17 protein-coding genes are annotated in these 26,190 nt (G+C 35.0%); 8 read left to right on the top strand and 9 right to left on the bottom strand.

The window, feature by feature from the left end:
• Positions 1-20 precede the first annotated feature (20 nt).
• From ilvN to ilvD, 3 genes are all read right to left on the bottom strand, one after another.
• Positions 21-554: an acetolactate synthase small subunit gene (ilvN, locus tag AC1B0Z_RS13340; protein ID WP_483792535.1), complete on the bottom strand. Its 534-nt coding sequence runs from the start codon at positions 552-554 to the stop codon at positions 21-23.
• Between the two features lie 50 nt (positions 555-604).
• The gene (gene ilvB / locus AC1B0Z_RS13335; RefSeq protein ID WP_483792534.1) at positions 605-2,338 is read right to left on the bottom strand and encodes a biosynthetic-type acetolactate synthase large subunit; all 1,734 of its coding nucleotides are present in this window, start codon (positions 2,336-2,338) and stop codon (positions 605-607) included.
• A gap of 62 nt (positions 2,339-2,400) precedes the next feature.
• Entirely contained in the window at positions 2,401-4,089 is a 1,689-nt protein-coding gene (ilvD, locus tag AC1B0Z_RS13330; RefSeq protein WP_483792533.1) for a dihydroxy-acid dehydratase, read from the bottom strand.
• 600 nt (positions 4,090-4,689) lie between these two features.
• Here ilvD and metK point away from each other — a divergent pair.
• The 3 genes from metK (at position 4,690) to AC1B0Z_RS13315 (ending at position 11,378) form a co-directional block, all read left to right on the top strand.
• Entirely contained in the window at positions 4,690-5,943 is a 1,254-nt protein-coding gene (gene metK / locus AC1B0Z_RS13325; protein WP_483792532.1) for a methionine adenosyltransferase, read from the top strand.
• Positions 5,944-6,111: 168 nt separating this feature from the next.
• Positions 6,112-7,905 (top strand): carboxypeptidase-like regulatory domain-containing protein, encoded by a 1,794-nt coding sequence (locus tag AC1B0Z_RS13320; RefSeq protein WP_483792531.1) that lies wholly within the window; start codon positions 6,112-6,114, stop codon positions 7,903-7,905.
• Positions 7,906-8,102: 197 nt separating this feature from the next.
• Complete coding sequence (locus AC1B0Z_RS13315; RefSeq protein WP_483792530.1) at positions 8,103-11,378, top strand: T9SS type A sorting domain-containing protein; 3,276 nt, start codon at positions 8,103-8,105, stop codon at positions 11,376-11,378.
• Between the two features lie 92 nt (positions 11,379-11,470).
• Here the strand turns inward: AC1B0Z_RS13315 and AC1B0Z_RS13310 are convergent, their stop codons facing one another.
• The 5 genes from AC1B0Z_RS13310 to AC1B0Z_RS13290 all read right to left on the bottom strand — a co-directional run bounded on the left by AC1B0Z_RS13310 (position 11,471) and on the right by AC1B0Z_RS13290 (position 17,301).
• Positions 11,471-14,176, bottom strand: coding sequence for a carboxypeptidase regulatory-like domain-containing protein (locus AC1B0Z_RS13310; protein ID WP_483792529.1), 2,706 nt, complete (start codon positions 14,174-14,176; stop codon positions 11,471-11,473).
• A gap of 15 nt (positions 14,177-14,191) precedes the next feature.
• Positions 14,192-15,046: a GLPGLI family protein gene (locus AC1B0Z_RS13305; protein WP_483792528.1), complete on the bottom strand. Its 855-nt coding sequence runs from the start codon at positions 15,044-15,046 to the stop codon at positions 14,192-14,194.
• Positions 15,047-15,160: 114 nt separating this feature from the next.
• Entirely contained in the window at positions 15,161-16,003 is an 843-nt protein-coding gene (locus tag AC1B0Z_RS13300; RefSeq protein WP_483792527.1) for a GLPGLI family protein, read from the bottom strand.
• Positions 16,004-16,111: 108 nt separating this feature from the next.
• A complete protein-coding gene (locus AC1B0Z_RS13295) occupies positions 16,112-16,936 on the bottom strand; it encodes a GLPGLI family protein (protein WP_483792526.1) in 825 nt (274 codons plus the stop codon).
• Positions 16,937-16,938: 2 nt separating this feature from the next.
• Positions 16,939-17,301 (bottom strand): hypothetical protein, encoded by a 363-nt coding sequence (locus tag AC1B0Z_RS13290; RefSeq protein ID WP_483792525.1) that lies wholly within the window; start codon positions 17,299-17,301, stop codon positions 16,939-16,941.
• Positions 17,302-17,467: 166 nt separating this feature from the next.
• On the opposite strand from AC1B0Z_RS13290, the gene AC1B0Z_RS13285 reads away from it, so the two are divergent.
• The 5 genes from AC1B0Z_RS13285 (at position 17,468) to AC1B0Z_RS13265 (ending at position 23,262) form a co-directional block, all read left to right on the top strand.
• Entirely contained in the window at positions 17,468-19,021 is a 1,554-nt protein-coding gene (locus AC1B0Z_RS13285) for a sensor histidine kinase (protein ID WP_483792524.1), read from the top strand.
• Positions 19,014-19,697 (top strand): response regulator transcription factor, encoded by a 684-nt coding sequence (locus AC1B0Z_RS13280; RefSeq protein WP_483792523.1) that lies wholly within the window; start codon positions 19,014-19,016, stop codon positions 19,695-19,697. The genes AC1B0Z_RS13285 and AC1B0Z_RS13280 overlap by 8 nt, the downstream gene beginning before the upstream one ends.
• A gap of 32 nt (positions 19,698-19,729) precedes the next feature.
• Positions 19,730-20,512 carry a hypothetical protein gene (locus tag AC1B0Z_RS13275; RefSeq protein ID WP_483792522.1) on the top strand — a complete coding sequence of 261 codons (783 nt, stop codon included), beginning with the start codon at positions 19,730-19,732 and terminating at the stop codon, positions 20,510-20,512.
• 2 nt (positions 20,513-20,514) lie between these two features.
• Positions 20,515-21,129: a deoxynucleoside kinase gene (locus AC1B0Z_RS13270; RefSeq protein WP_483792521.1), complete on the top strand. Its 615-nt coding sequence runs from the start codon at positions 20,515-20,517 to the stop codon at positions 21,127-21,129.
• Between the two features lie 120 nt (positions 21,130-21,249).
• Positions 21,250-23,262 carry a protein-disulfide reductase DsbD family protein gene (locus AC1B0Z_RS13265; protein ID WP_483792520.1) on the top strand — a complete coding sequence of 671 codons (2,013 nt, stop codon included), beginning with the start codon at positions 21,250-21,252 and terminating at the stop codon, positions 23,260-23,262.
• Between the two features lie 496 nt (positions 23,263-23,758).
• Here the strand turns inward: AC1B0Z_RS13265 and AC1B0Z_RS13260 are convergent, their stop codons facing one another.
• On the bottom strand, positions 23,759-26,110 hold the full coding sequence (locus tag AC1B0Z_RS13260) for a sodium-translocating pyrophosphatase (protein ID WP_483792519.1): 2,352 nt from the start codon (positions 26,108-26,110) through the stop codon (positions 23,759-23,761).
• Positions 26,111-26,190 lie beyond the last annotated feature (80 nt).

The raw sequence follows: 26,190 nt of genomic DNA, 5'->3' as shown, positions 1-26,190 counted from the left end.
CTTTATTTAATTTTGGTTTATTATTGATTTCGAAATTCTTCTAGTATTTCTGAAACTTTCATTTCCTCTTTGGTAACAGCAATACGTCCGGACCGAACGAATTGCATGATACCAAACTTATCCAGTCTTTCACGAAGTTCTTCAATTTCATGACGTCTTCCTGTATTTTCTAAAACAAAAAACTCGCGATTTACAGTAACGATTCTGGCATCACTCTCCTTTATAATATTCTGAATCTGAGGTTCTTCAAAAAGCAATTCGCTCTTTATCTTGAACATACAATTTTCGGTAAAAATAGTCTCGTCATTTGTATGGTAATACGCTCTGATAGCTTCTACCTGTTTTTCTATTTGACGTACCACTTTAATGGCTTGATCTTCGGTAATTTTAACTACAATTACGAAACGATTTACATCTTTAATTTCTGATTGTGAAGTGGTTAAGCTTTCAATATTGATATGTCTGCGCTGAAAAATAGCAGAAATACGATTTAACAATCCGATGTTATTTTCGGTGTAAACGGATATGGTGAATGTTTTTATGTCTTGACTCATTTTTTAAATGAATTTATGTAATACTTAGTTACTAAATGTCGATTATTAACTTAGCTTAAACGGATATCTGAAACCGAAGCTCCAGAAGGAATCATCGGGAAAACATTGTCTTCTTTCTCAACACAAACTTCTAAGAAGTATGATGCATCTGATTCCATCATTTCCTTAACTGCATCAGCTAATTCCTCACGTTTTTTAACACGTTTAGCATCAATATAATAACCTTTAGCTATGGTAACGAAATCAGGGTTTGTCATTTCGGTTGAGGCATAACGTTTATCAAAAAACAGTTGTTGCCACTGGCGTACCATCCCTAAAAATTCATTGTTAAGCACTACAATTTTAACAGCGGCTTTTTGTTGAAAAATAGTACCCAATTCTTGAATATTCATTTGGTAACCACCATCCCCAATTATGGCCACAACTTCACGATGCGGTTCTGCCATTTTTGCTCCAATAGCTGCAGGTAAAGCAAACCCCATGGTTCCTAAACCACCAGAAGTAATATTACTCTTAGAATGATTAAACTCCGCATAACGACATGCAATCATTTGGTGCTGCCCCACATCTGAGACAATTGCGGCATTTCCATCACTATAATTATTGATTTCCTTTAAGACCTCACCCATGGTTAAGCCTTCCTTTTCAGGTAACAAATCGTCTTTTATTACGGCATCATACTCAATAGCATATAAATCCTTAAATTCTTGGAGCCATGCTTCATGAGTATTTTCCTTTAATTCTGTAAGCAATAACCCCAAACTATCTTTTGAATCTCCTAAAACAGCAAGATCTACTTTTACGTTTTTATTAATCTCAGCAGGGTCTATATCAAAATGAATGATTTTTGCCTGTTTCGCATACGTATTTAAATCCCCAGTAACACGGTCGTCAAAACGCATACCAATTGCGATTAAAACATCGCATTGGTTGGTTAGTTTGTTTGGTGCATAATTCCCATGCATCCCGACCATACCAACATTTAAAGGATGAGATGTAGGAATTGCGGAAGCCCCTAAGATAGTCCAAGCAGCGGGTACACCAGATTTTTCAACTATAGCTTTTAGTTCTTCCTCTGCTTTACCTAGAATTACACCTTGCCCCCAAACAATCATGGGTTTTTTAGCGTTATTGATTAATGCTGCAGCCGCTTTTACGTCATTAATATCAGTTTTCGGTACTGGGTTGTAACTTCTTACTGCCGTACATTTTTCATACTTAAAATCGAATTCCTCAAACTGCGCATCTTTTGTAATATCTATAAGCACCGGTCCTGGTCTGCCGCTTTTTGCAATGTAAAATGCTTTTGCTATGGCTTCTGGTATTTCTGATGCTTTAGTAACTTGTACATTCCATTTGGTTATAGGCGTGGAAATCCCGACAATATCTGTTTCTTGAAACGCATCGGTACCCAACAAATGCGATGGCACTTGTCCTGTAATACAAACGATAGGTGTTGAATCTATCTGTGCATCCGCAATACCAGTAATTAAGTTTGTTGCTCCAGGACCTGAAGTAGCCATAGCCACCCCAACTCTTCCTGAAATTCTTGCGTAACCCTGAGCAGCGTGCGCCGCACCTTGTTCATGGCGTGTTAATACATGATGAATTTGATCTTGATACTTAAATAATTCATCATAGACCGGCATAATAGCACCTCCTGGATAACCATAAAGGATATCGACGCCTTCAGCAATTAAACAACGGATTATGGCTTCGCTACCTGTAATACGCTCAGTTCTAACTGCATTATTTACTTCTTTTTTGATTGTTTCTGTGTTCATGATCTCAACTTGATTTGATGAGATTCCAATACCAAAATTTCGGTACGGAATGACAAAATATTTTAAAATGCATCGGTTACACAACCTTTAGAGGCTGATGCCACCGATTTTGCAAACTTGTAAAGTATGCCTTTTTTATGCTTTAACGCTGGCGCTACCCAAGCTGCTCTTCGTTTATCTAATTCTACATCAGTTACTAAAACATCTATCGAATTATTCTCTGCACTAATTCTTATTCTATCGCCTGTTTGTACTAAAGCAATATTGCCTCCAGTTTGTGCTTCTGGTGTAATATGTCCAACAACAAAACCGTGGGTACCTCCAGAAAAGCGTCCGTCTGTTATTAAGGCGACCGATTTACCCAAACCAGCACCCATTATCATAGAAGTTGGCTTCAACATCTCTGGCATACCAGGACCTCCTTTTGGCCCCACATAGCGAATCACGACTACGTCTCCACGTTCTACTTCTCCATTACTTATGCCTGTGTTGGCCTCTTGTTCGCTATTGTATACAACAGCCTTACCTTCGAAAAATAAACCTTCATTTCCTGAAATTTTTGCCACAGCTCCTTCAGAAGCTAAGTTTCCATAAAGAATTTGTATGTTTCCAGATGGTTTTAAAGCTTTATCTTTTGGATAAATAACTGCTTGACTATCATTTTCGAATTCTATAGGGGTTACATCTGCTAAGTTTTCTGCTAGAGTTTTTCCTGTAACTGTCATACAATCTCCATGAAGGAAACCAGCATCCAACAAGTACTTCATTACAGCTGGTGTGCCACCAATACTGTGTACATCTTCCATCAAATATTTACCAGAAGGTTTTAAATCTCCAATTAAAGGCGTTCTATCACTAATACGCTGAAAATCTTCTAAAGTAAAATCAATGTCAGCAGCGAAAGCAATTGCCAAAAAGTGGAGTACGGCATTGGTACTACCTCCAAGGGCATTTACCATGGTTACAGCATTTTCCAACGATTTTTTAGTGATAATATCTAAAGGCTTTAAATCAAGCTCTAATAGATTTTTAATAGCTCTCGCATGTCGTTCTGCTTCAGATAATTTATTCGGATTTGTTGCAGGAATAGAAGAGTTGTAAGGTAACGCAAATCCCATAGCTTCGATAGATGACGCCATTGTATTTGCGGTATACATACCGCCACAGGCACCTGCTCCAGGAATAGAACGTTTTATAATCTCTTTATACTCCTCTTCATCAATTTCTCCAGACACTTTTTGTCCCAACGCTTCAAAAGCGGATACAATATTTAGCTTTTTGCCCTTATACACCCCAGATGCCGTGGCACCTCCATACATCATAATAGAAGGACGATTTAAACGGCACATTGCAATTACCGCTCCGGGCATGTTTTTATCACAACCTACCACAGCCACCAAAGCATCGTAACTCTGTGCCTGCATAACCGTTTCAATAGAATCTGCAATAAGATCACGTGAAGCCAAAGAGTAATTCATCCCAGAAGTACCCATAGAAATCCCATCACTCACCCCAATAGTATTAAACCCTAAACCTACTAAACCAGCGATATTACATTCTAGCTTCACCTCATCTTTTAATCTGTTTAGGTGCATATTACAAGGGTTACCGTCAAAACCAGTACTGGCAATACCAATCTGCGCCTTCTGCATATCTTCATCGGTCAAACCCGCTGCATACAACATTGCTTGCGATGCTGGTTGAGATTCATCCTGTGTTAATCTTTTGCTATATTTATTAAGTTCGGCCATTTTTATTGAAAATAAATTTAAATTTCAGTTTAGCTAGTTACAGAAAAATTAATGTTCTTAAGAATTTTAACAGTAATCCTTAATTTTAGAGAACGAAAATACTTGTTTATGTCATTTTCAAGGTTTGTTAACCTTTTTAGAGGTTAAATTCACTACATTTAAATATAATATAACTATATGAATATCATTTGTTTAACATTATTTTTTTATGATGTTCAAAAGAAAAAAAAGTCATAAAAAAACCTTCCTAAAAAACTAGGAAGGTAATTTATGATATGCTTAATCTTTAAATAACGCTTCCTATCCTTGTGAAATAATCACAATGACACTAATAGTTACGTTATTTAAAATTGATTTTCTCATTTGAACACTTCAAATATTTGAAAATAAAATGACATTCACAACTTTTAGATGAAAAACCTAAAAACGTATTTCGATTATCTTTTATTTTTTTACTTTTGCACATCATAAATCAAGAGGAAAGATTTGACTGATTGCAACCTCTTTGTACCTAAACATTTTGGTGCAAGTAAAAATGCTAAAGGCAGTGTAAACTCCTGAGACGTTTTCCGTCAAATCTTGCTTCATAAATAATATAATATGCCGTATTTATTTACTTCAGAAAGTGTTTCTGAGGGACATCCAGATAAAGTTGCAGATCAAATTAGTGATGCTTTAATCGATAATTTTTTGGCCTTTGACGCCGAATCTAAAGTTGCCTGTGAAACTTTGGTAACCACAGGACAGGTAGTTCTTGCTGGCGAAGTAAGATCTCACACCTATTTAGACGTTCAAAAAATTGCCAGAGATACCATAAACAAAATTGGCTATACCAAGGGCGAATATATGTTTGATGGCAATTCTTGTGGGGTGCTTTCTGCAATTCATGAGCAATCTGAAGAAATTAACCAAGGTGTGGATAGAGGCAGCAAAGAGGAACAAGGTGCTGGAGACCAAGGTATGATGTTTGGCTATGCCACTAACGAAACCGAAAACTACATGCCCCTAGCACTAGATTTGTCACATCGCATCTTAATTGAATTAGCTAAACTAAGACGTGAAAACAAAGACATTACTTATTTAAGACCAGATTCTAAAAGTCAGGTAACTATAGAATATAGCGATGATAATGTACCCCAACGCATTGATGCCATTGTAGTTTCTACCCAGCATGATAATTTTTCTGATGATGACACCATGCTTTCGAAAATTAGGGAAGATATTATCAACATCCTTATTCCGAGAGTGGTTGCCACACTTCCAGAAAACATACAGCAACTGTTCAATAGTAATATTACATATCATATCAATCCTACGGGAAAGTTTGTTATTGGAGGCCCACATGGTGACACTGGATTAACGGGTAGAAAAATCATTGTGGATACGTATGGTGGAAAAGGAGCCCATGGTGGTGGTGCATTTTCTGGAAAAGACCCAAGTAAAGTAGATAGAAGTGCGGCTTATGCTACGCGCCATATTGCAAAAAACCTTGTTGCAGCAGGTGTTGCCGAAGAAGTTTTAGTACAGGTAAGTTACGCCATTGGTGTTGTAGAGCCTATGGGTATTTTTATTGACACTTACGGCACATCAAAAGTAAACTTAAATGACGGCGAAATTGCCAAAAAAGTATCTGAAATTTTTGATATGCGTCCTTATGCTATTGAAACTCGCTTAAAATTGCGCTCTCCAATGTACAGCGAAACTGCTGCTTACGGACATATGGGACGCACCAATAGAACAGTAACTAAAACATTTTATCAGCCTAATGGCGACAGTAAAACTATTGATGTAGAATTGTTTACTTGGGAAAAATTAGATTATGTTGATGAAGTTAAAGACGCCTTTAACATATAACAGTACGTCGATTAAATAAAAACCCTTTAAACCACCCGTGTTTAAAGGGTTTTTTTATTTTTTTTTAAGTTTCAAGGTAGGAGTTTTTTAATCTTGCCTGTTATATAAGCAGATGACTGCTTTGGCAGTCATCGCCCCAAATTGTTCAACCTACAAATAATCATGATTATGAAACTTAAACTATTATGTACTTTTTTCCTTTTTGGAATACTTTTGTCGTGCGACAAAGACAACATTGCAAACGACGACCAACAGGATAACACTTCTGACTTTAGTGAAAATTTCGGTAGCGAAATCACCCGTTCTTTTCTAGGGAATGTAATGGACAGTAACGGCAACCCAATTGAAAATGTTACCATTTCTATTGGCTCAGACCAAACCGTAACGGATGAAAACGGTGTTTTTAATATTAAAGGTGCACAAGTAAATCAACGTTTTGCTTATCTAAAAGCCGAAAAAGCAGGTTACATACTTGGTTCTCGTGCTTTGGTGCCTACCAATGGCATCAACAAAGTAAGTATTATGCTTTTAGAAGAAACCGTTTCAGGCACTACCAATAGCGGTAGTGAGGAAACTATTGCTATTGCCAATGGCGCTTCGGTGAGCTTAAAAGGCGATTACATTAAAGAGGACGGTTCACCCTATTCTGGAAGTTTGGATGTGATCATCCATCATTTAGATCCAACGGATGAAAACATGCCGCTACAAATGCCGGGGATGCTATATGCCGAAAACGAAGACAACCAAGAACGTATGCTTCAAACCTTAGGCATGCTTGCTGTGGAATTAAGAGGTTCTGGAGGTGAGGATTTGAATTTAGGTGAAAACAGTTCCGCAGAAATTAAAATCCCTGTAGACGCCAGTTTGATGTCTGTGGCTCCAAGCACTATTCCATTTTGGTATTTCGATGAGGCCAAAGGCTATTGGATTGAAGAAGGCGAAGCCACCTTAGTTGGCAACAATTATATTGGCACCGTAAAGCACTTTTCATTTTGGAATTGTGATATTCCTACGGAAGCCGTAAACCTTTGTGTAACGGTTACAAATGAAGACCAAACCCCTTTTGCAAATAGCAGGGTTATCATTACCAGCACAACCTTTGGTACACGTGACGGCTACACTAACGAACTTGGAGAGGTTTGTGGTTTAGTACCTAGCGGTGAAACCTTAGAAATTAATATTTACGATTTTGCCATTTGCGGTTCGAATGTGATTTACACAGCAACGATTGGGCCTTATAATTCAGATGATAGCATAAGTATTGTAGTGCAAGAAAACGCAAACATTATTAATGAAACAGTTTTAGGAACATTCGCCGATTGTAATGAAAACCTAATTTCCAATGGCTATGTGGTATTGACTTACGGAGATCAAACATTCTATGACACGGTAACCGATGGTACTTTTCAAATCAACCTGTTGCGTTGTTCGTCATCCAATAGTTTTTCAATTGAAGCTGTGGATACTGATAATTTACAAACTACAGGTGCCATAAACTATACGTTTAATGCAGATGAAACCAATTTAGGAAACTTGTTGGCCTGTGATGCGGTAACTGAGTTCATTCAATACACTGTTGATGATACCGAAGAATTATTAATCACCACCAACATTCAGGCTACTTTTATGCCTACAGGAGGTAATAGTGATAATAATCTAAACATTTCTGGACAAAGAGATGGCGGCGGCACAAGTAATGGTTGTTTCTATTTGTTCGGAACATTAAATGATGCGCCACATACTGGCACTTATGACAATCTAGAGTTTGAGGACATGAATGATACTGGTATTTTTATTGGAGAGTGTTTAAGTATGTCTGACAACAACAATAATATTACCTACAACGTGACTGCATTAGGTGCTACTGGTGAGTATATTGATATTAACTTTAGCGGAACTTATGAAGACTTTAATGGCAATCCGCACACAATTACAGGTGTAATCCATGTATTGAGAGACTAGGTTAAAAGTCTTATTATAGCTTTGAAAAGACCACTTAAACAGTGGTCTTTTTTTGCTAGAGGCGACTTGAATTTATAAAAATTTTCGTCTATCTTTACTTATCGAATGATATAGTTCACTTGTGCTGAGCCTTGTCGAAGCATTAAAACATAACCACATCTTAACATTAGCAAAAATACTGAAAAATCAAAAACCTTATGAAAGTTAGAATAATACTCACTTTAATTATATTTCTTATTACCTCATCGGTTTTTTCTCAAAACATTTATGTTTCTCCTGATGGTAATGATAATAATGATGGAACCGAAAACTCACCTTTTAAAACCTTAGAAAGGGCAAGAAAAAAAGTATTGGAATATAATGGAGTTAATATGAATTCTCCAATTAATGTTTATTTAAAAGGGGGAACATATGAACTAGATGAAACTTTTAAATTGAGTATAGAAGATAGTGGGACAGATTCTTTCAAGGTAACATATCAAAACTACAATAATGAAAAGGTAATTATAAGTGGGGGAAAAAAACTAATGGATTTAATTTGGACTCCTTATAGTTCAAAAATATACAAAACTCATATAAATAATTCTTTCTTTGGAAGCTCAGATTCGACTCCAATTGATACAATAAATAAAAGGAAAAGGTTTAGGCAGTTTTATGTTAATGGTGTCAAGGCAACTAGATCTAAACACATAATTTCTCATCCTGCAAAAATTACTTTAGAAGAAAATAGTTTTAATTCATATACAATAGAAAATAGTTCAAATGTACCTTCCATATTAAAACCGCAATACATTGAGTTAGTGACACAACATAACTGGAAAGAGATTAGAGTTCCTATTCAGGAAAAACAGGGTCAGAGCCTTATAATTGATAATTCCAACAACTTTGTTGAACTACTAGCTAAATTCAATCAGAGAGAATTTTATCAAAATGTTCTTTTACTAGAAAATGATTTGAATTTCTTAGATGAACCAGGAGAGTGGTATTTTGATAGAGATACCAATTGGTTATATTATTATTATTTAGATGATCAAAATATACATGAAATTGATATTACAATCCCTTTACTTGAATCTCTAATTATTGGAGAAGAGGTAAGTAATGTTACTTTTAAGGGGCTTACTTTTTCCTATGCCACCTGGGACAAACCAAATCAAGGATATTTCCATAGACAACTAGATCAATACGGTATTTGGGAAAATGATAATATTAAATATGTTATGGGGCTTTCAAATATTAGTTTTAAAAGATCTAGCTCCATTATTTTTGAAAATAACAACTTAGTAAATCTAGGAGCTACGGCATTAGGTTTCTCCGATGGATCTAGTAATAATTTAGTTATTAATAATACTTTTAAATCCATTGCCTCCAACGCAATTTCTATTGGGACGAATGAGAATATTACATTAAACAATGACAACATTTGTCAAAGTAATAGGATTGGAGAGTATGGCAAAGGAAATGAAATAAGTAATATAGGTGATGAGTATCATGGCAGCGTCGCTATTTATACTGGTAATACAAAGCAAACCATTATAACAGACAATACAATTTTTGATCTTCCCTACAGTGGTATCATAACAGGTTGGATTAATCAATCTGGATTACCCGGAGGACATATAATTAGGAGAAACAAAATAGATAACGTAATGAACTTATTAAATGATGGAGGAGGTATTTATAATTTTGGTGAGTTAAAAAATAGCGAAGCAATTACAGAAATCAGCAATAATGAAATCAATATAAATAATATTGAAAATAAACATAAATGTGCCATTTACCTAGACCAGTTAAGCAGTAATATTAAGGTTATAAACAATATTGGTATTCCCATAAACAAGTATAGGAGATATTATCTGAATAATGGATTCCAAGATGAAGATATGCATATTTACAATAATATCAAACAAAGATCACGTGAGGAAGAAGAAAACATAACAATTGAAAACAATACATTCGGAGCAAGTTCATTATGGGTTGAAAGAAACAACTATAACCTAAGAAGAGATAATGATACTACAGAAATCCCTTCATTTTCAAAGGATGGAATTGGCGATTTAGGAGTAAGATTTGTTGATGTTGATCACGATGGGTATAAGGATTTTGTTGTTAATAGATACATTACTTCCGGAAACAATTTCAAAGTAGCAATACTTAACACAAAAGAAAGATTTGGTTGGAGGAAACACATAGGAAATAATAAAACCACAATAATCGATGAACCTCAATATTATTTACCATTTCCAGCTTCTCAGGATGGGGTCCCGGATATAGGCAGTCGATTCGTAGATATTAATGGAGATGGATATAAGGATTACATCCGTTTTAGACATCGTAATGGGGTGTTGGTTGATTCTATTAATGATGTAGCAGTTTATTTGAACGCTGAACCGACTGGTCCATCAACAATTGAAGGGCGTTGGTGGCAAAAAGATAGCAGATACAATCTACCTTATCCTATTGCAGATGATTTTATTGGAGATTTAGGTTGTCGTTTTGTAGATATTGATGGTGACGGTGATAAAGATATATTACTAAATAGATATAAAAGTCAGAATCTTCAACATAAGGCTGTTTATATAAACCAAAATCCTGGATGGCGAAAGATTACTCTTAATGACACAATTAATAATGAGCATCTCTTTATTCCTCCATATCATACGGCTGTAGACGGTATAGATGACATTGGTGTTAGATTTATGGATTTTGATGGAGATTGTGATGATGATATGCTTGTTCATAGGTATATTAATTCAGAAAGCAGTATAATGCTTGCTTATGAAAATACCGGTAATGGTTGGAATAGAGTTTTTGGCTATGTACCCCCAGTTCCAATATCAAAAGAAGGTAAAGATAATGGAGTTCGTTTTATTGATATTAATCATGATGGATTAAAAGATTTTGTGATAAGTAATGAAAATGAAAAAAACGTTTGGCTTAACAAATGCGATGGTTGGGAGACGCACCCTATTACCGATACAAAACATAATTATTCTAAACCTCCCATAAACTTTGTAGATGAAGGATTAAATGATAATGGAGTAAGAATTGTTGATATAGATGGTGATGGATTTGAGGATATTATCCAAAAAAGAACCAAAATTAATGGAGAAACAGTAATTCATTATTTCCAAAATAGAAACCCTCAAACAAGTAGTATATATTGTAATACAAACTGTTCTTCAAAATCTAAATCAGTTATATCTAAAAGAGAAAATGATAATGCGAATTCATCTTCAGACATTGTAACAATATATCCAAATCCAACTAATGGAATAGTAAATTTTAAGTTGAAGAATATTTCATTTTTGGATATAAAAATTTATAATATTACTGGGACATTATTAAAAAATATATCGGATAAAGAAAAGTCCTCTTATAAAATAGATTTGTCGAATTATCCAAATGGTATCTACTTTTGTGTAATAACAAATAATGGTTCTACTTATAATAGAAAAATAATAAAGCAATAGAAGTGAAAAAGTACTGTTGCTAACGGTTTGTATAATGCATATGCTCCCTTCGGGAAGCAAACGCACCATAAAAGAGACGATAAGCGAACCTCCTAAATCTCATACCGCAACCGAAACGTCACAAACCGTGGCTGTATAAAATATTCCGAAGCAAAAACAGATACATTATTATTACCGTTTTGTATCAATGAAGTAGCGTTTAACAAGTTGGTAGCTTTTAGCGTGTATTCCCATTTGGCATCGCGGTCTTTTCTATACGATAACGAAGCATTCCAAATTTCAAATTCCTGTGGCGATCCATTAGGATTACTTTGACGCGTATAGGAGTAGTCCGTTAAAAACGTAAATTTCTTCCAGATGTAAGCATCAAACTCAATGGATGGTGCATTGGTGGTAAATGTAGTGGTTCTACCTCCTTGTTGGTTTCTATTTACTGCGTAACGATACGAAATTTCAAAATTTGGCGCTTCCCTAAAATTGGTTCTCAATTCTGGTGTGTAAGATTGTGTAAAATTCTCGTTCACAGAACGCTCGTCTTGTATAAACTGGTTAAACTTGCTGTAATTAAACCGTGTATTGATACTTGCCCTTAATTTACCAAAGGTGCGTTGAAAACGCCCAAAAGCCGTAACGCTTTCATCTGTAAAACCAGAATTAAAAAAATCGCTGGTTCGTACCACACTTTCAAAATTGGCTCTAGACCTAATTTGGTCTATGGCATTGCTATAATTGATAACAGCAAATACATTGGTGTAGTTAAACAAATTAAAGCTTCTGTAAATTAAACTTAGGTTATTAGATACTGCATTTTGCAGCTCTGGATTACCCGCTTGTATACTATTAAAACCGTTAAGCACAATTCCACTTGCCAATCGGGTAACATCAGTAAATTGGTTTCGCATGTTGTAACGTAATGTTAAGCTCTCACTCTTTTTAAACTGCATTCGCGTTTCAAAACTTGGTAATAGCAATCCGAAATTATCTTGAAATTCTTGTCCGAATTGATTATTGCCATATCTGTAGGCATGAGCAGAAAGCCCAGGTGTAAACGTAAAAATACCTGACTTTAGGGTATATTTCACCCCTAAATAATAGTCGCTAAAGCTATATACAACATCATTAACGTCTAAACCATCATTAAAATTCGGTATCGGATCAAAACTAGAATCGTCATCTAAAATTTGAAATAACTCAGAATTAAAATCCTGTCTACTGGTTATCGCTCCTAAAGTAAAATTGATATTGCTTTTGTCATTTAAAATATTCCAATAGTCCAACTTTGCGTCTAATTGATTGGTTTTTACTTGTCGGGTTTGATTAATATTATATCCTATTTGGTCCGGATCTAAACCCAAGGCATCGGCTGTATTTTCATAGTTATCCTTATCTTCTAAAAAAGCATTATAAAACGGATCTTCATCTTGCAATAGATGCTGTACTTCAAAAGCGAAAATATTTGTATCATTCAGCGTGTAGTAATAATTCAAATTTTGATTGATGCTATAAGGCGTGTTATCCTCAAACTCGTTTGTGTTACCAATAACAGACGACAAGAAATTTTGTTCTTGTGATTCTTTGGTTACACGTCCTAAGACATCATAATCCATTTGGTTATTTACATTAGGTTTGTAAGATGCGCTTAACTTTAATAACCCAATATCAGAACGTTGTGTTGTTAATTGGTCTGTATCTTCATCAGGGATTCCCAAATTTGGATTGGTGTATTGTACAGAACGCTTTTGGCGAATATCCACAGTACTACTATTAAATATCCCGAAACCACTTATGTCTAATGCTTTGTTTGGCGAATAGCTAAAATTACCTGAAGCCAATGTGTTCTCTATATTTTGAGCACGATTATTTTGGGTGGCTAAAAAGCCTAAATCGTTATTTCCTAAATTTAAACTAGTACCGCTATCTCTACTTGGTGGACGAAAACCACCACCAAACCCACGTAAATCACGACGCGTCAATGCAGGTTCGCCTGTATTATTCAAATCGCCAATCAGGTTGATACTGTATTTAGGACTGTAATAAAATAACTTTGGTTGTACTAGATACAATTCGTCGTCTGGTGATACACCGCCACCTGCGGTTACATTCCCAAACCAAAAGTTCTTTTTGCCTTCTTTTAGCTTGATGTTTATCGCATAGTTGTCCTGATTATTTGTAACGCTACTTAACTGCCCCACCTCAGCATAATTTTTTAAAACCTGTACTTTGTCTACAGCATTTGAGGGTATGTTTTTAGTGGCCAATTTGGAATCGCCATCAAAAAAATCTTTACCATCTACCATCACTTTAGTAACACGTTGCCCTTCAACCTCAATTTGGCCTTCATCATTTACCTCAACACCGGGGAGCTTTTCGAGAATATCCTCGAGTTTTCGTTCCGTACCGTTTTTAAAAGAATCTGCATTGTAAATTAAGGTATCACCATTAATGGTTACTGGCATTTCATAGGTGAGTTCTACTGCATCCAAGGCATTATCAGTAACCATAGTAATATTTTTATCAATATCTGCCTCTGTGGTCTCAATGAGCTCCTCATAGGTTTTCATCCCGATATAACTCACTTGTAATTTATAAGTTGAATTTTTACTTAAATTCAAGATGAATTTACCCTTATCGTTGGTAATTCCATAAGATTCTAGAGCACTTGTTTCTTGATTAATGGCAACAACATTTGCCAATTCAAGTGGTGCACCAATACTATCTTTTACAACACCCTGTAATTTTATTTGGGCATACCCCAAGGTTGCCACAAGGGTCAATATTATGGTTAGTTTTATTCTCATTGCTTTTGATTATTTTTATCCTCTTCCACCTCTGCGTTGTCCACCTCGCCTAAAGTTTTCTCGCATTTCTTGAAACTTTTGGGTGGCAATTTCAACATATTCTTCTTTGCTGACCACTTTACCTTTGGTAGGTTCTTTTATAGTTGCTTTATCTTCTGGATTCAGTATAATTTTTGAACATAAAATAGTAATATTATCTGTGTTTACTTCTAAAATTAAACCCGGTAATCCCCAATAATCTGCTGGACCTTGATTCACGGGAATTTGCATGGTATACCACACTGTAACTTCTATTTCAGGTTGTTCCTCTTCCTCTACTTCTTCCTTGTTTTCTTGGTTATCCTCATTATTTGGCGGTCTTCTTAAGGCTGTCATATCAAAATCTTTCCACGTTTTAATTGCCGTTGCCTTATTGCAGGTATAACCGCCTATTTGTTTTGTTTCACCCGTAATTTTCCATTCAAGTTTTGGCAATTCTTCTTTCACTAAAAATAGCTTTCCGAAGAGTTCTAGTTCTTGTAATAGTGCTTTATTCTTAACATTTTTGTACTTAACACCATCAACTGCGCCTCCCATTATCGCGGTAAACCTTCCGCCTCTTTGATTTGGCGCTTCAAGTTTTTCTTCCACCTTGTAAACGGATTCTGTTCTATTGAAAGTTAAAACAAAAGTTTTCTGGAACAGGGTTTTCAGGCGATCTTCCATACGTTTGCGTTGTTCCTCGGTCATGTTTGGTCGCCCAAAATTACTCATATCTACAGAGGTTTTAGACATATAATAGGCTTTACCTTGAAAGTCTTGACCGGTTGAAAAAATTGTTGAAAATATAAAAACGAATAAAAACAGTCGTTGAAGGCTGATAGAAGTCATAATGAAATTTTAAATCGATGTACGTTGCAGTCCAAACCAAATTTTGGACACCCATTAGACATTATTAACGTTACTTCGTTTAAACCCTAAGTATTAAAGATTTGTTAAAATACACTAAGATCGACTATATCTTCTGCCTACTCTATTATCCCTAAACTCCTTCATTTTTTTAAAGATGATGTCCTTGTATTCTTCTTTTGTGACTTCGGTACCACGTTTTGGTGCTTCTACCTCCGTTTTTTCTTCGGGATTAATCACTATTTTAGAGCATAACATTGTTGTAGAACCAGAACTTACCTCTAAGATTAATCCAGGCAGTCCCCAAAACTCTGAAGGACCTTGACTAACTGGTATTTGTGGTGAATACCAAGCAATTACCTCCGTCATTGGCTCGCCTTTTTCTTGATCACTTTCTTCAGTTTCTTCTGTTTCGCCTTGTTCCTGTCTTAATTTGCTCCATGAAAATTCCCAAAATGCCATTTGAGAACTCGGTATCATTGCCGTAGCCTTAAAACATGTATAGTTTCCAATTTGTTTGGTTTCCGTACCCATTTTCCAATCTATTTTCAACAAACTATCCTGTATTAAAAACTTTTTACCATAAAACTCTTGTTCTTGAACAAAAGCATTGGTTTTCACATTTTTGTATTGCTCACCAGGTGTAAAGTTTTTTCCCCAAGAATCTGTTGCTCCAGACATGGCATCCAACTTTTCATATTCATCGTACACAGAAGCCTCTTTATTAAAGGTTAGAATATATTTTTTTTCCAATCGGTTTTTTAAACGGGCAGCGATTTGCTTTTTTTGTGCTTCACTCATTTTTGCACCCCAGCGTCCCAAATTCATTTGCGCTTTGTAAACATATTCAGCTTTACCTTGAAACTCTTGGGTGTTCCCTGAAAACGACACTAAAAAACTTAAACAAATTACTACTACGGAAAATTTTAATGGCTTCATGATGATAGTGTTATGATTATAATGTTTAACAAATATAGTTAATTATTAAACAAAATTTTTAATTTTAATAAGACACTAACATATTTTAGTTTTTAAGTTTACTAAAGCCTAACCTCCAACCCTTATCATCACACGGTTACCGTCTTTTCTACCTCTACCACTAGATCTAAACTGCTCCATCATTTCTTCGGTTTTCTTTTCTTGTATGGCATCAAATTCTTCTTGAGATACTTCTTTTCCTTTCTTGGGTTCAACAATTTCAATTGCTTCTTCAGGATTAATCACAATCTTAGAGCATATCAAAGTCATTTGCCCATCATTAACCTCCAAAATTAAACCAGGCAACCCATAATAGTCATCTGGCCCATTGCTTACAGGAATTTGCGGCGTGTACCAAACTGTGGTAGTTCTAGGTTTTGTTACCGTTTCAAAACCACCTTCTTCCGTAATTGTTCTAGTAGTATACTCATCCTCAAAAATAGCTTTATAGCAGGTGTATTCATCTATATTCTTAGTTTCATTTACCAATTTCCATTTTCGGCTAGTCAATGAATCTTTAATTAGGAATAACTTACCATAAATTTCAGTTTTATTGCTGTAGCGCTGCTCTTTTACATTTTTGTACATGACATCAGAACCTTGCGCTATTTTAATTTGTATTCCTGAACTTACGGGTTGGGGCGCTTCCAGTTTTTCTTCTTGCTTGTAGACGGACTCATACTTATTAAACTTTAACGTGTACTCCCTCTGGAATTGTTTTTTCAATTGCTCCTGAATCATTTTTTGTTGCTCTGAACTCATTTTACTATCGTCCATTTTTAAATCTACCTTTCGGTGCGATTTATAGGTAGCTATACCTTGAAAGTCTTGAGCTTGTAATTTGGAAATTAGAACACAAGTAGCTACTATTAAAATTTTTACTAAAGTCTTCATTGTTATATTTTGTTTTTGTAATACTTAATTGCTGATTTTTTTATCACCTTAACACTTTTAATAAAACTATCAATATCGTTAGTATCACCTTTTACTTTGTAAGTGACATAACTGTTTGAGCCTTCAGTTTCATCTTTGCATGTTATTGCAAAACTTAAGGATTCATTATCATCAACATCTGCCACAATAGACTTAATATCTTTGACGTCAAGCGCGGATTTTATTTCATCTGAGGAATTTACGGTAACAGAAATATCAAGATTTTCAAACGTAACGATTGTTTTTGAAACCTCTTCATTCATTTTGGTTTGTGCTGAAATTGAACATGCACAAATTAGGAATAACATGGTAAATAAATTTTTCATTTTTTGATTTTTTAAGATTAATAATTTGATTTAAAAAACACAACTGCAGTCGTTTTTTGATTGATGTGGTACAAATATCCAACCCAAATTCCGATTAAAAAGTTAACCAGTGTTAACGTGTGTTAACCGATTAGTTTTTAAGGGTTTTTCCCTTTACTTTTGGAGTATGAACGATAAAAGATATCAATACACGCTTTACATAATTGTTGCCGTAATTTTGGCTACTATTGGGCTACAAGGGTATTGGAACTATAAAAACCACCAATCAAATAAACAGCAATTGATTGCTGATGTACAGACCAGTTTGGATAAGGTTGTAGATGATTATTATGCCCAATTAGCTCAAAAAACAACACTCGGATTAAGATTTGATGGTAATCGTCAAAACGATGTTTTTAAAGAAGGTGGCATCCTAGAGGATATTTCAAAATCTATTGATAAAAACAATAGCATCTTCAAAGGTTTAGACTCTTTAAAATTAAATACAATTGATGGCATCACCGTTATTCGGGGTATAAAAAAAGACTCCGAAAATTTGAAAACCAAAGACAATAAGTTTCCGTTTTGGAAAAAGGATTCTACTAAAAAACATCAAAGATTACATATTATTGAAAACGACAGCTTACGTATTGGGAAGAATCTTGAACTATTGACTTCAAAAGTATTAATTTCCATCAGCAACGATACGCTTGATGTTAAAAAAGTGGACAGCCTTTTGAAGCTTAATTTGGCTGACAAGAAAATCGATCTAGATTACAGTCTAAACTACAATAAGCAAAAACAACGATTCCCCGATTTTTTCAGTTCAAAAGAAAATGTAAAGAAACTAAAAACAGATTCCATTTCTGTGAATCCTAAACTTTTAAGTGTTTATTCAAAGTCTACATTTTTACCCAAAGGCAGTACTTTAAGTGTACATTTTGAAAATGCCAATTGGGTAGCTTTTAAAAAAGGTATTAGCGCTATTTTAATTTCTACCTTATTGGTGTTAGCGGTTATTAGTTGCCTTTTTTTCCTGTTGAAAATAATTAAGGATCAAAAACAATTAGCCGAGGTGAAAAACGATTTAATCAGCAATATTACACATGAATTTAAAACGCCTATTGCTACGATAGGTGTTGCCTTGGAAAGCATAAATAACTTTAATGTTATTGAAGACAAAGCGAAAACCAAACAGTATATAGACATGTCTACCGTCCAGCTTTCGAAGTTAAATGTGATGGTAGAAAAATTACTAGAAACGGCTACACTGGATAGTGAGTCTTTAAAATTCAACAAAGAGCCTTTAGATGTTGCCCACTTATTGGATGCACTCGTCAATCGTTATAAAACGCAACATCAAGATAAAAGTTTCAAACTACATCTTAGTGACGAAAAACTTATGATAAATGTCGATGCTTTTCATTTTGAAAACGCCATAAATAATATTTTGGATAACGCTGTAAAATACGGAGGAGAGTTAATTTCAGTACATTTAAAGCACTCAAAAAATGGTATAGAAATTAATATTTCCGACAATGGGAACTCCTTAAAAAAAGAAAACAGACAACGCATTTTCGAAAAGTTTTATCGCATACCAAAAGGCAACACCCACGATGTAAAAGGTTATGGCATAGGTTTGTACTACACAAAAACTATTGTGAATAAGCACAATGGCACTATTGCTCTAGATCTAAGCAATAATTTGACAACATTTAAAATAAACTTACCACATGGATAATGCTATCAAATTACTATTAGCTGAGGACGAGCCTGCTTTGGGACAAATAATTAGAGAAAGTTTAGAAACTAGAAATTTCGATGTAACCCTTTGCGAAGATGGTGAAAAGGCTTTGAGAAAGTATCATGAAGTCTCACCTGAACTTTTGGTGCTTGATGTGATGATGCCAAAAAAAGATGGATTTACTTTAGCCAAGGATATTCGAAAAATTGATGACACCATTCCCATCATTTTTCTAACGGCAAAATCGCAAACGCAGGACGTGGTAGAAGGTTTTACCATTGGTGGTAATGATTATTTGAAAAAACCGTTTAGTATGGAAGAGCTTATAGTTCGTATCAATAGCCTTCTAAATCGTACCAAGGAGCAACAACAATCGGAAATTATAGAATTAAGTGATTTTATCTTCAATTTCCCAAAACAAACGCTTCAATATAAATCTGAAAACAAAGTACAACTTACGCATCGAGAAGCACATTTATTATTCCACCTGATTAAAAACAAAAACAAGGTTTTAGATCGCTCTTTAATATTGAATAAATTATGGGGAACTAATGATTTTTTTACCGCTAGAAGTATGGACGTATTCATTACAAAGCTGAGAAAAAAACTTAAAAAGGATACGAATATTGAAATTATTAATGTTCGAGGCTATGGCTACAAGTTAATCTGCTAAAAGTGGTTTGATTTTTGTATTTTTCAAACTGCATGAAAATTATTCAAATTATAGTTTTACTCTTATGTATTTCAATGGGCGCTCAGGAATCTGTTGAAATTGTTTCTGTAAAAACTTCAAAACTAAATGCTGATAGTGTTGTAGGCATTGATAATTTTGGCACCATTTTCTTCACTAAAGAAAGTACTATATATAAGAAGAATAGAGACACTGCCATTAGCTATAACAATTTACAATTAGGCAAATTAACTACCGCAAATAGCTTCAACCCCTTAAAAATAAATCTGTTTTATCAAGAATTAAATACGGTGGTTATTCTTGATAATAGGTTAGCCGAAATTTTTAAAGTTGATTTTAACAGTATCAACAATTACAAAAACGTATCGCACGTTTCTACTGGCTACGATAATACCGTATGGATTTTTAATCAAGATGAACAGCTTTTAGAGGTCTTTGATTATAAAACCAGAACAACCAAAGCAAAAACCTTGAACCCCATTGACAGCCCCGTTTTAGACTTGAAAAGCAATTATAATTATGCCTATTTACTAACGGAAGATGAACTATTGGTGTACAACTATTTTGGTAGTTTGGTAAAAAAAATAAAGAATAATGGCTATACGCAACTTGTTGAGAACAACGAGTCTGTGTACCTTAAACAAGATAACATGCTATTTTTTCTCCCTAAGGATTCAAAAAACGTTATTCCTGTAAAAACCGATAATATTTTAATTCCACAGTTTTTTGTAACCAATGAAACCTTGTATATTTACAACTTTGAAACTCTCCAAGAATTCCGAATAAAAATAAATTAACTATGCATATTGCTGTTGCTGGAAATATTGGCGCTGGAAAAACAACGCTTACCAAATTACTCGCAAAACACTATAAATGGGAAGCACAATTGGAAGATGTAGTAGATAATCCCTATTTAGATGATTTCTATAATCAAATGGAGCGTTGGAGTTTTAATCTACAGGTTTACTTTTTAAATAGCCGTTTTCGTCAAGTATTGCAAATTCGTGAAAGTGGCAAGGATATCATTCAGGATAGAACAATTTATGAGGATGCTCATATTTTTGCGCCTAACTTACACGCCATGGGCTTAATGACCAATAGAGACTTTAACAACTATAGCACTTTATTTGATTTAATGGAATCGTTGGTTCAAGGTCCAGATTTATTGATTTATTTACGCAGTTCAATTCCTAATTTAGTATCACAAATCCATAAACGAGGTCGCGATTACGAAAACTCTATTAGCATCGATTATTTAAGCAGACTTAATGAGCGTTACGAAGCTTGGATCCATGGGTATGACAAAGGTAAATTATTGATTATGGATGTTGACAATCTAAATTTTGTAGACAAGCCTGAAGACTTAGGTCACGTTATTAATACCATTGATGCTGAGATTAATGGCTTATTTTAATAGTATTTCCTTTTATAACTTAGTTAAAATCAACTAAATCTTTACACTCATTTTATTTTAATAGTGTTATTTTGTAATGCGGCATTAAATACGTCGCCTAATCTACTTTTAACACAAAAGATGAAACAATCACTATTTCTACTTTTATTATTTTTTTCCAGTTTAGGATTTTCACAAATGTACAATCCTGTAAAATGGAAGACAAAAGTTGAGAAAATTTCCGACTCAGAATACAAATTACTGTCTATTGCCACTATTGAGCATGGTTCTCATCTCTACGCCCAAAACATACCAGAAGGTGGCCCAATTCCAACTGAGTTCACATATATTAACGAAAGTAAGGACTATAAACTTTTAGGAGAGACTTCTGAGGAAGAAGGCATTACTGTTAATGATGCAGTGTTTGAAATGGAAATTAAGTATTTTGAAGATACGGCCATATTCGAGCAAAAAGTACAACTCATTAATACGGTTAATAGAATTACTGGATCCGTGTTATTCATGGCCTGTGATGATGAAAAATGTACACCACCTACAGATTTTGAGTTGGTTTTTATTCTAAATGAATCTGCTAAAGAATCTAAGAAAAACACAAATGAACATATTCAAATAGACACCAAGAAAACAAACGAATTGTTGTACGGCATGTCTTCAAATGAAATTATAAAGCCAACAACTTCCTGTGGAAACGAGGCAATAAACTTAAGTGTAGCATCAAATAACAGCTCCTTGTGGCGTATTTTTGGTTTAGGCTTTTTGGGCGGTTTATTAGCTTTATTAACACCTTGTGTTTTCCCAATGATTCCCTTAACGGTAAGTTTTTTTACCAAAAGCAGTGACCAAAACAAAGGTTCTGGCATTTCCAAGGCACTACTCTACGGCTTTTTCATTTTTGCGGTTTACATATTACTAAGTGTGCCTTTTCACCTTCTAGACTCTGTAAATCCCGATATTTTAAATGAAATCTCAACCAACGTGTGGCTCAATGTTATTTTCTTTTTGATTTTTGTATTTTTTGCATTTTCCTTTTTTGGGTATTATGAATTAACATTACCATCAAGCTGGACAACAAAAACTACGCAAGGTGAAAATTCCGGTGGTCTGGTGGGCATATTTTTTATGGCATTAACGCTTGCTATCGTTTCGTTTTCTTGTACAGGCCCCATTTTAGGGTCGCTTTTAGCAGGCTCTTTAACGGCCGATGGTGGCGCATGGCAACTTACGGCAGGTATGGCTGGTTTTGGCGTGTCCTTAGGTTTACCCTTTGCCTTATTTGCGATGTTTCCCAACATGATGAACGCCCTACCAAAATCTGGTGGATGGCTCAATACCACAAAAGTAATTTTAGGATTTTTAGAACTGGCATTGGCATTCAAATTTTTATCAAATGCTGATTTAGTAGCACACTGGAATATCTTAAAGATCGAACCATTCCTAATTCTATGGATTATCATATTTGCAGGATTAGCTTTATATCTTTTCGGTAAAATAAAATTTCCACATGATTCTCCCATAAAAAAATTATCCTTTTCAAGAATTGCTGGAGGAATCTTGGTGGCCTCATTTGTTATTTATTTAGCGTCGGGCTTTAGAGTAAATAAACAAACCAATACATTTACATCGCTAACACTATTAAGTGGTTTAGCGCCTCCTGTTGGATATAGTTTTTTATATCCGAATGATTGCCCCAATAACCTAGATTGTTTTAAAGATTTAAAGGAAGGTTTGGCTTATGCTAAAAAAGCGAACAAGCCTGTTATGATAGATTTCACTGGGTTAGCATGTGTAAACTGTAGAAAAATGGAAGAGCACGTTTGGCCAGAGAATAACATTGATAACTATCTAAGAAATGATTACGTTTTGATTTCATTGTATGTTGATGATAAAAAAGAACTACCCGAAGAAGAAAAAATATATGTAAAGCGTGTTGATGGCGGTATTAGAAAACTGGAAAATTACGGACATAAATGGGCTCATTTTCAAACCGAATTTTTCCAGTCAAATTCACAACCCTACTATGTGCTTTTAGATGCCGATGGGAAGAAGATGTTAAACACACCGGTACCGTACACTCCAGATGAAAAGGAATATGCAGCGTTTTTAGAATGTGGCCTAGAGGTTTTTAATCAATAAATGATATTTCGTTCAAAAAACCGCAAGTATGATTAACCTTAAAAAAGAAAAGACAACACATCTTGAGTCATACTTCGAAAAGTACCGAAACAATATCATCGGTATAGACTTCAATTTTAATCACCCTATGGTATAAAAAAATAATTTATGCCGACAGGGTCGCAAGTGGAAGGTTATATAAACCCATCGAAGAAAAAATATTAAAAGTCTGTTTAATTGAACGCCCAGGCTGTATTCGTATATTTATTCAGCCAGCAATGACAAACGACGATATATATTTTATTTGCGATGCTATTGAAGAAGTCGCAAAACACTATTACAGATGTGGGGACAACATTATGTATACAACTCTTTAAAGAATGAGTTCATTCATAAAAGCAGCCTAATGTTGAAAAGTATATTTCTAAGGACTGGTTTTAATAGCATTAAAAAAGCCACGCATAAACGTGGCTTTCATAAAACTAATGGTTATTTAGTTTAGTTAGTTGTTTTTATATTAAGAGTGTGTTTTCGTTTTTTCTAAGGTCTCTAATTTAGCTTCAACTTCGGCTTTAGTTCCTGTAATGGTTTCATACGTTGTAGACGCTTTCCCGTTTTCAGTAGTAATAGTTGTAACAACTGCTTTTAAGACACCTTCTTCTTCAGTCTCGGTTAATTCTATCTTCACTTCCTTTTGAATTTCAACTTGTTCAACTTTATTATCATCAGAAATATAAGCTGTTACAGCATCCGCAGATAGAGCTATACTTGGTGCAATTACCAAAGCTACAACACTCATTAATTTCAACAAGATATTTAATGAAGGCCCAGATGTATCTTTAAATGGATCTCCAACCGTATCTCCAACCACCGCGGCTTTGTGAGCATCAGTCCCTTTTTTACCTTGCTCCTCTATCATTTTTTTAGCATTGTCCCATGCTCCACCTGCATTAGATTGGAAGATTGCCATAAGCACACCGCAAGTAGTAACACCTGCAAGAAGTCCTCCTAACATTTCAGCACCTCCAATAAAACCTACTGCCACAGGTACAGCAATTGCTAATAATCCTGGTAATACCATCTCCTTAATTGACGCCTTAGTAGAAATTGCCACACATTTATCGTATTCTGCAACACCATCGGCTTCATCAAATATTTTTCTTTGCGCGTCAGTAGCTTTAGACATATCAGAATCCACAGCTCTCATTACCTCTAAGGCAGCTTTTAACTTTGGGATATCTCTAAATTGGCGACGCACTTCTTCAATCATGGCCATAGCTGCACGTCCTACAGCGTTCATAGATAATGCAGAGAACACAAAAGGCAACATCCCTCCTACTAAAAGTCCTGCCATAACAGTCGGCTTAGAAACATCTATAGCGGTAACATTTGCAGTTTTCATAAAAGCAGCAAATAATGCTAAAGCTGTTAGTGCAGCAGAAGCAATAGCAAAACCTTTACCAATTGCAGCAGTTGTATTACCAACAGCATCTAATTTATCTGTACGCTCACGAACTTCAGGATCTAATTCTGCCATTTCAGCAATACCTCCTGCATTATCAGAAATAGGTCCATAAGCATCAACTGCTAACTGAATTCCTGTATTGGCTAACATACCAACAGCAGCAATTGCTATACCATATAATCCTGCAAAATGATGAGATACTAATATTGCCGCAGCAATTAAAAGAATAGGGATCATTGTAGACATCATTCCTACACCTAAACCAGCAATAATATTTGTAGCTGCTCCAGTTTCAGACTGGCGCACAATAGAATTTACTGGTTTTGTACCTGTTCCAGTATAATATTCTGTTACTTTTCCAACAGCTAAACCAGCTATTAAACCAGCTATTACAGCTATAAATACACCGATTGCACCACTTGGTAAACCTTCAACAGTTTCTGGTATTAATGCAGTGATAATAAAATAAGACGCTACTAGCATTAAACCAGCAGATCCGAATTCCCCAATATTCAAAGCAGTTTGTGGGTTACCGCCATCCTTAACTCTTACAAAGAATGTTCCTATTATAGACATTATAATGCCGACAGCCGCTAAAACAAGTGGTAAATAAACAGCACCTAGACCGTTAAAATCTGGAGTAATAATAAAAGCCCCTAATACCATAGTACCAATAATTGAACCAACGTAAGACTCAAATAAATCAGCTCCCATACCAGCAACATCACCTACGTTATCACCAACATTATCAGCAATAGTTGCAGGGTTTAACGGATGATCTTCTGGAATACCAGCTTCAACCTTACCAACTAAATCAGCTCCTACATCAGCAGCTTTGGTATAAATACCGCCTCCTACACGTGCAAATAATGCAATGGATGAGGCTCCTAATGAGAAACCAGAAAGTACATTTAATACTTCATTTATACCCCAGCCCATTTCACTGTAAATCATGAAAAGTCCGCTTAATCCTAAAACACCAAGTCCTACAACACCAAGACCCATTACAGCACCACCAGCAAAAGCAACTTCCAATGCTTTCCCTAAAGACGTTCTTGCAGCACTTGTTGTTCTTACATTGGCTTTAGTGGCCACTTTCATTCCTATAAAACCTGCAAGCGCAGAACAAATAGCACCAATAATAAATGATACTGCTACCATTCCGTTTGAGCCTTCTTCATTACTTCCTTTAAAGAATAGCAGAATAGCTACCGCCACAACAAAAATGGCTAAGATTTTATACTCTGCTTTTAAGAAAGACATTGCGCCATCTGCAATATTCTTTGCAATCCTTTTCATCTTGTCGTTCCCTTCGTCTTGTTTGCTTACCCATGCACTTTTGATAAATACAAATAGTAATGCTAAAACTCCAAAGGCCGGCAATCCTTTAATCAATAAATCCATATTTCTAATTAGTTAGTTATATTACTCTTTTTTTAACGGGGCTAAAAATAGGAAAATTAAAGTGATAAAAAAAGCTACCT

Source organism: Hyunsoonleella sp. J2K-J805 (assembly GCF_057167125.1).
The sequence above is the reverse complement of the archived record's forward strand: the minus strand, read 5'-3'. Positions and strand labels throughout refer to the sequence as shown.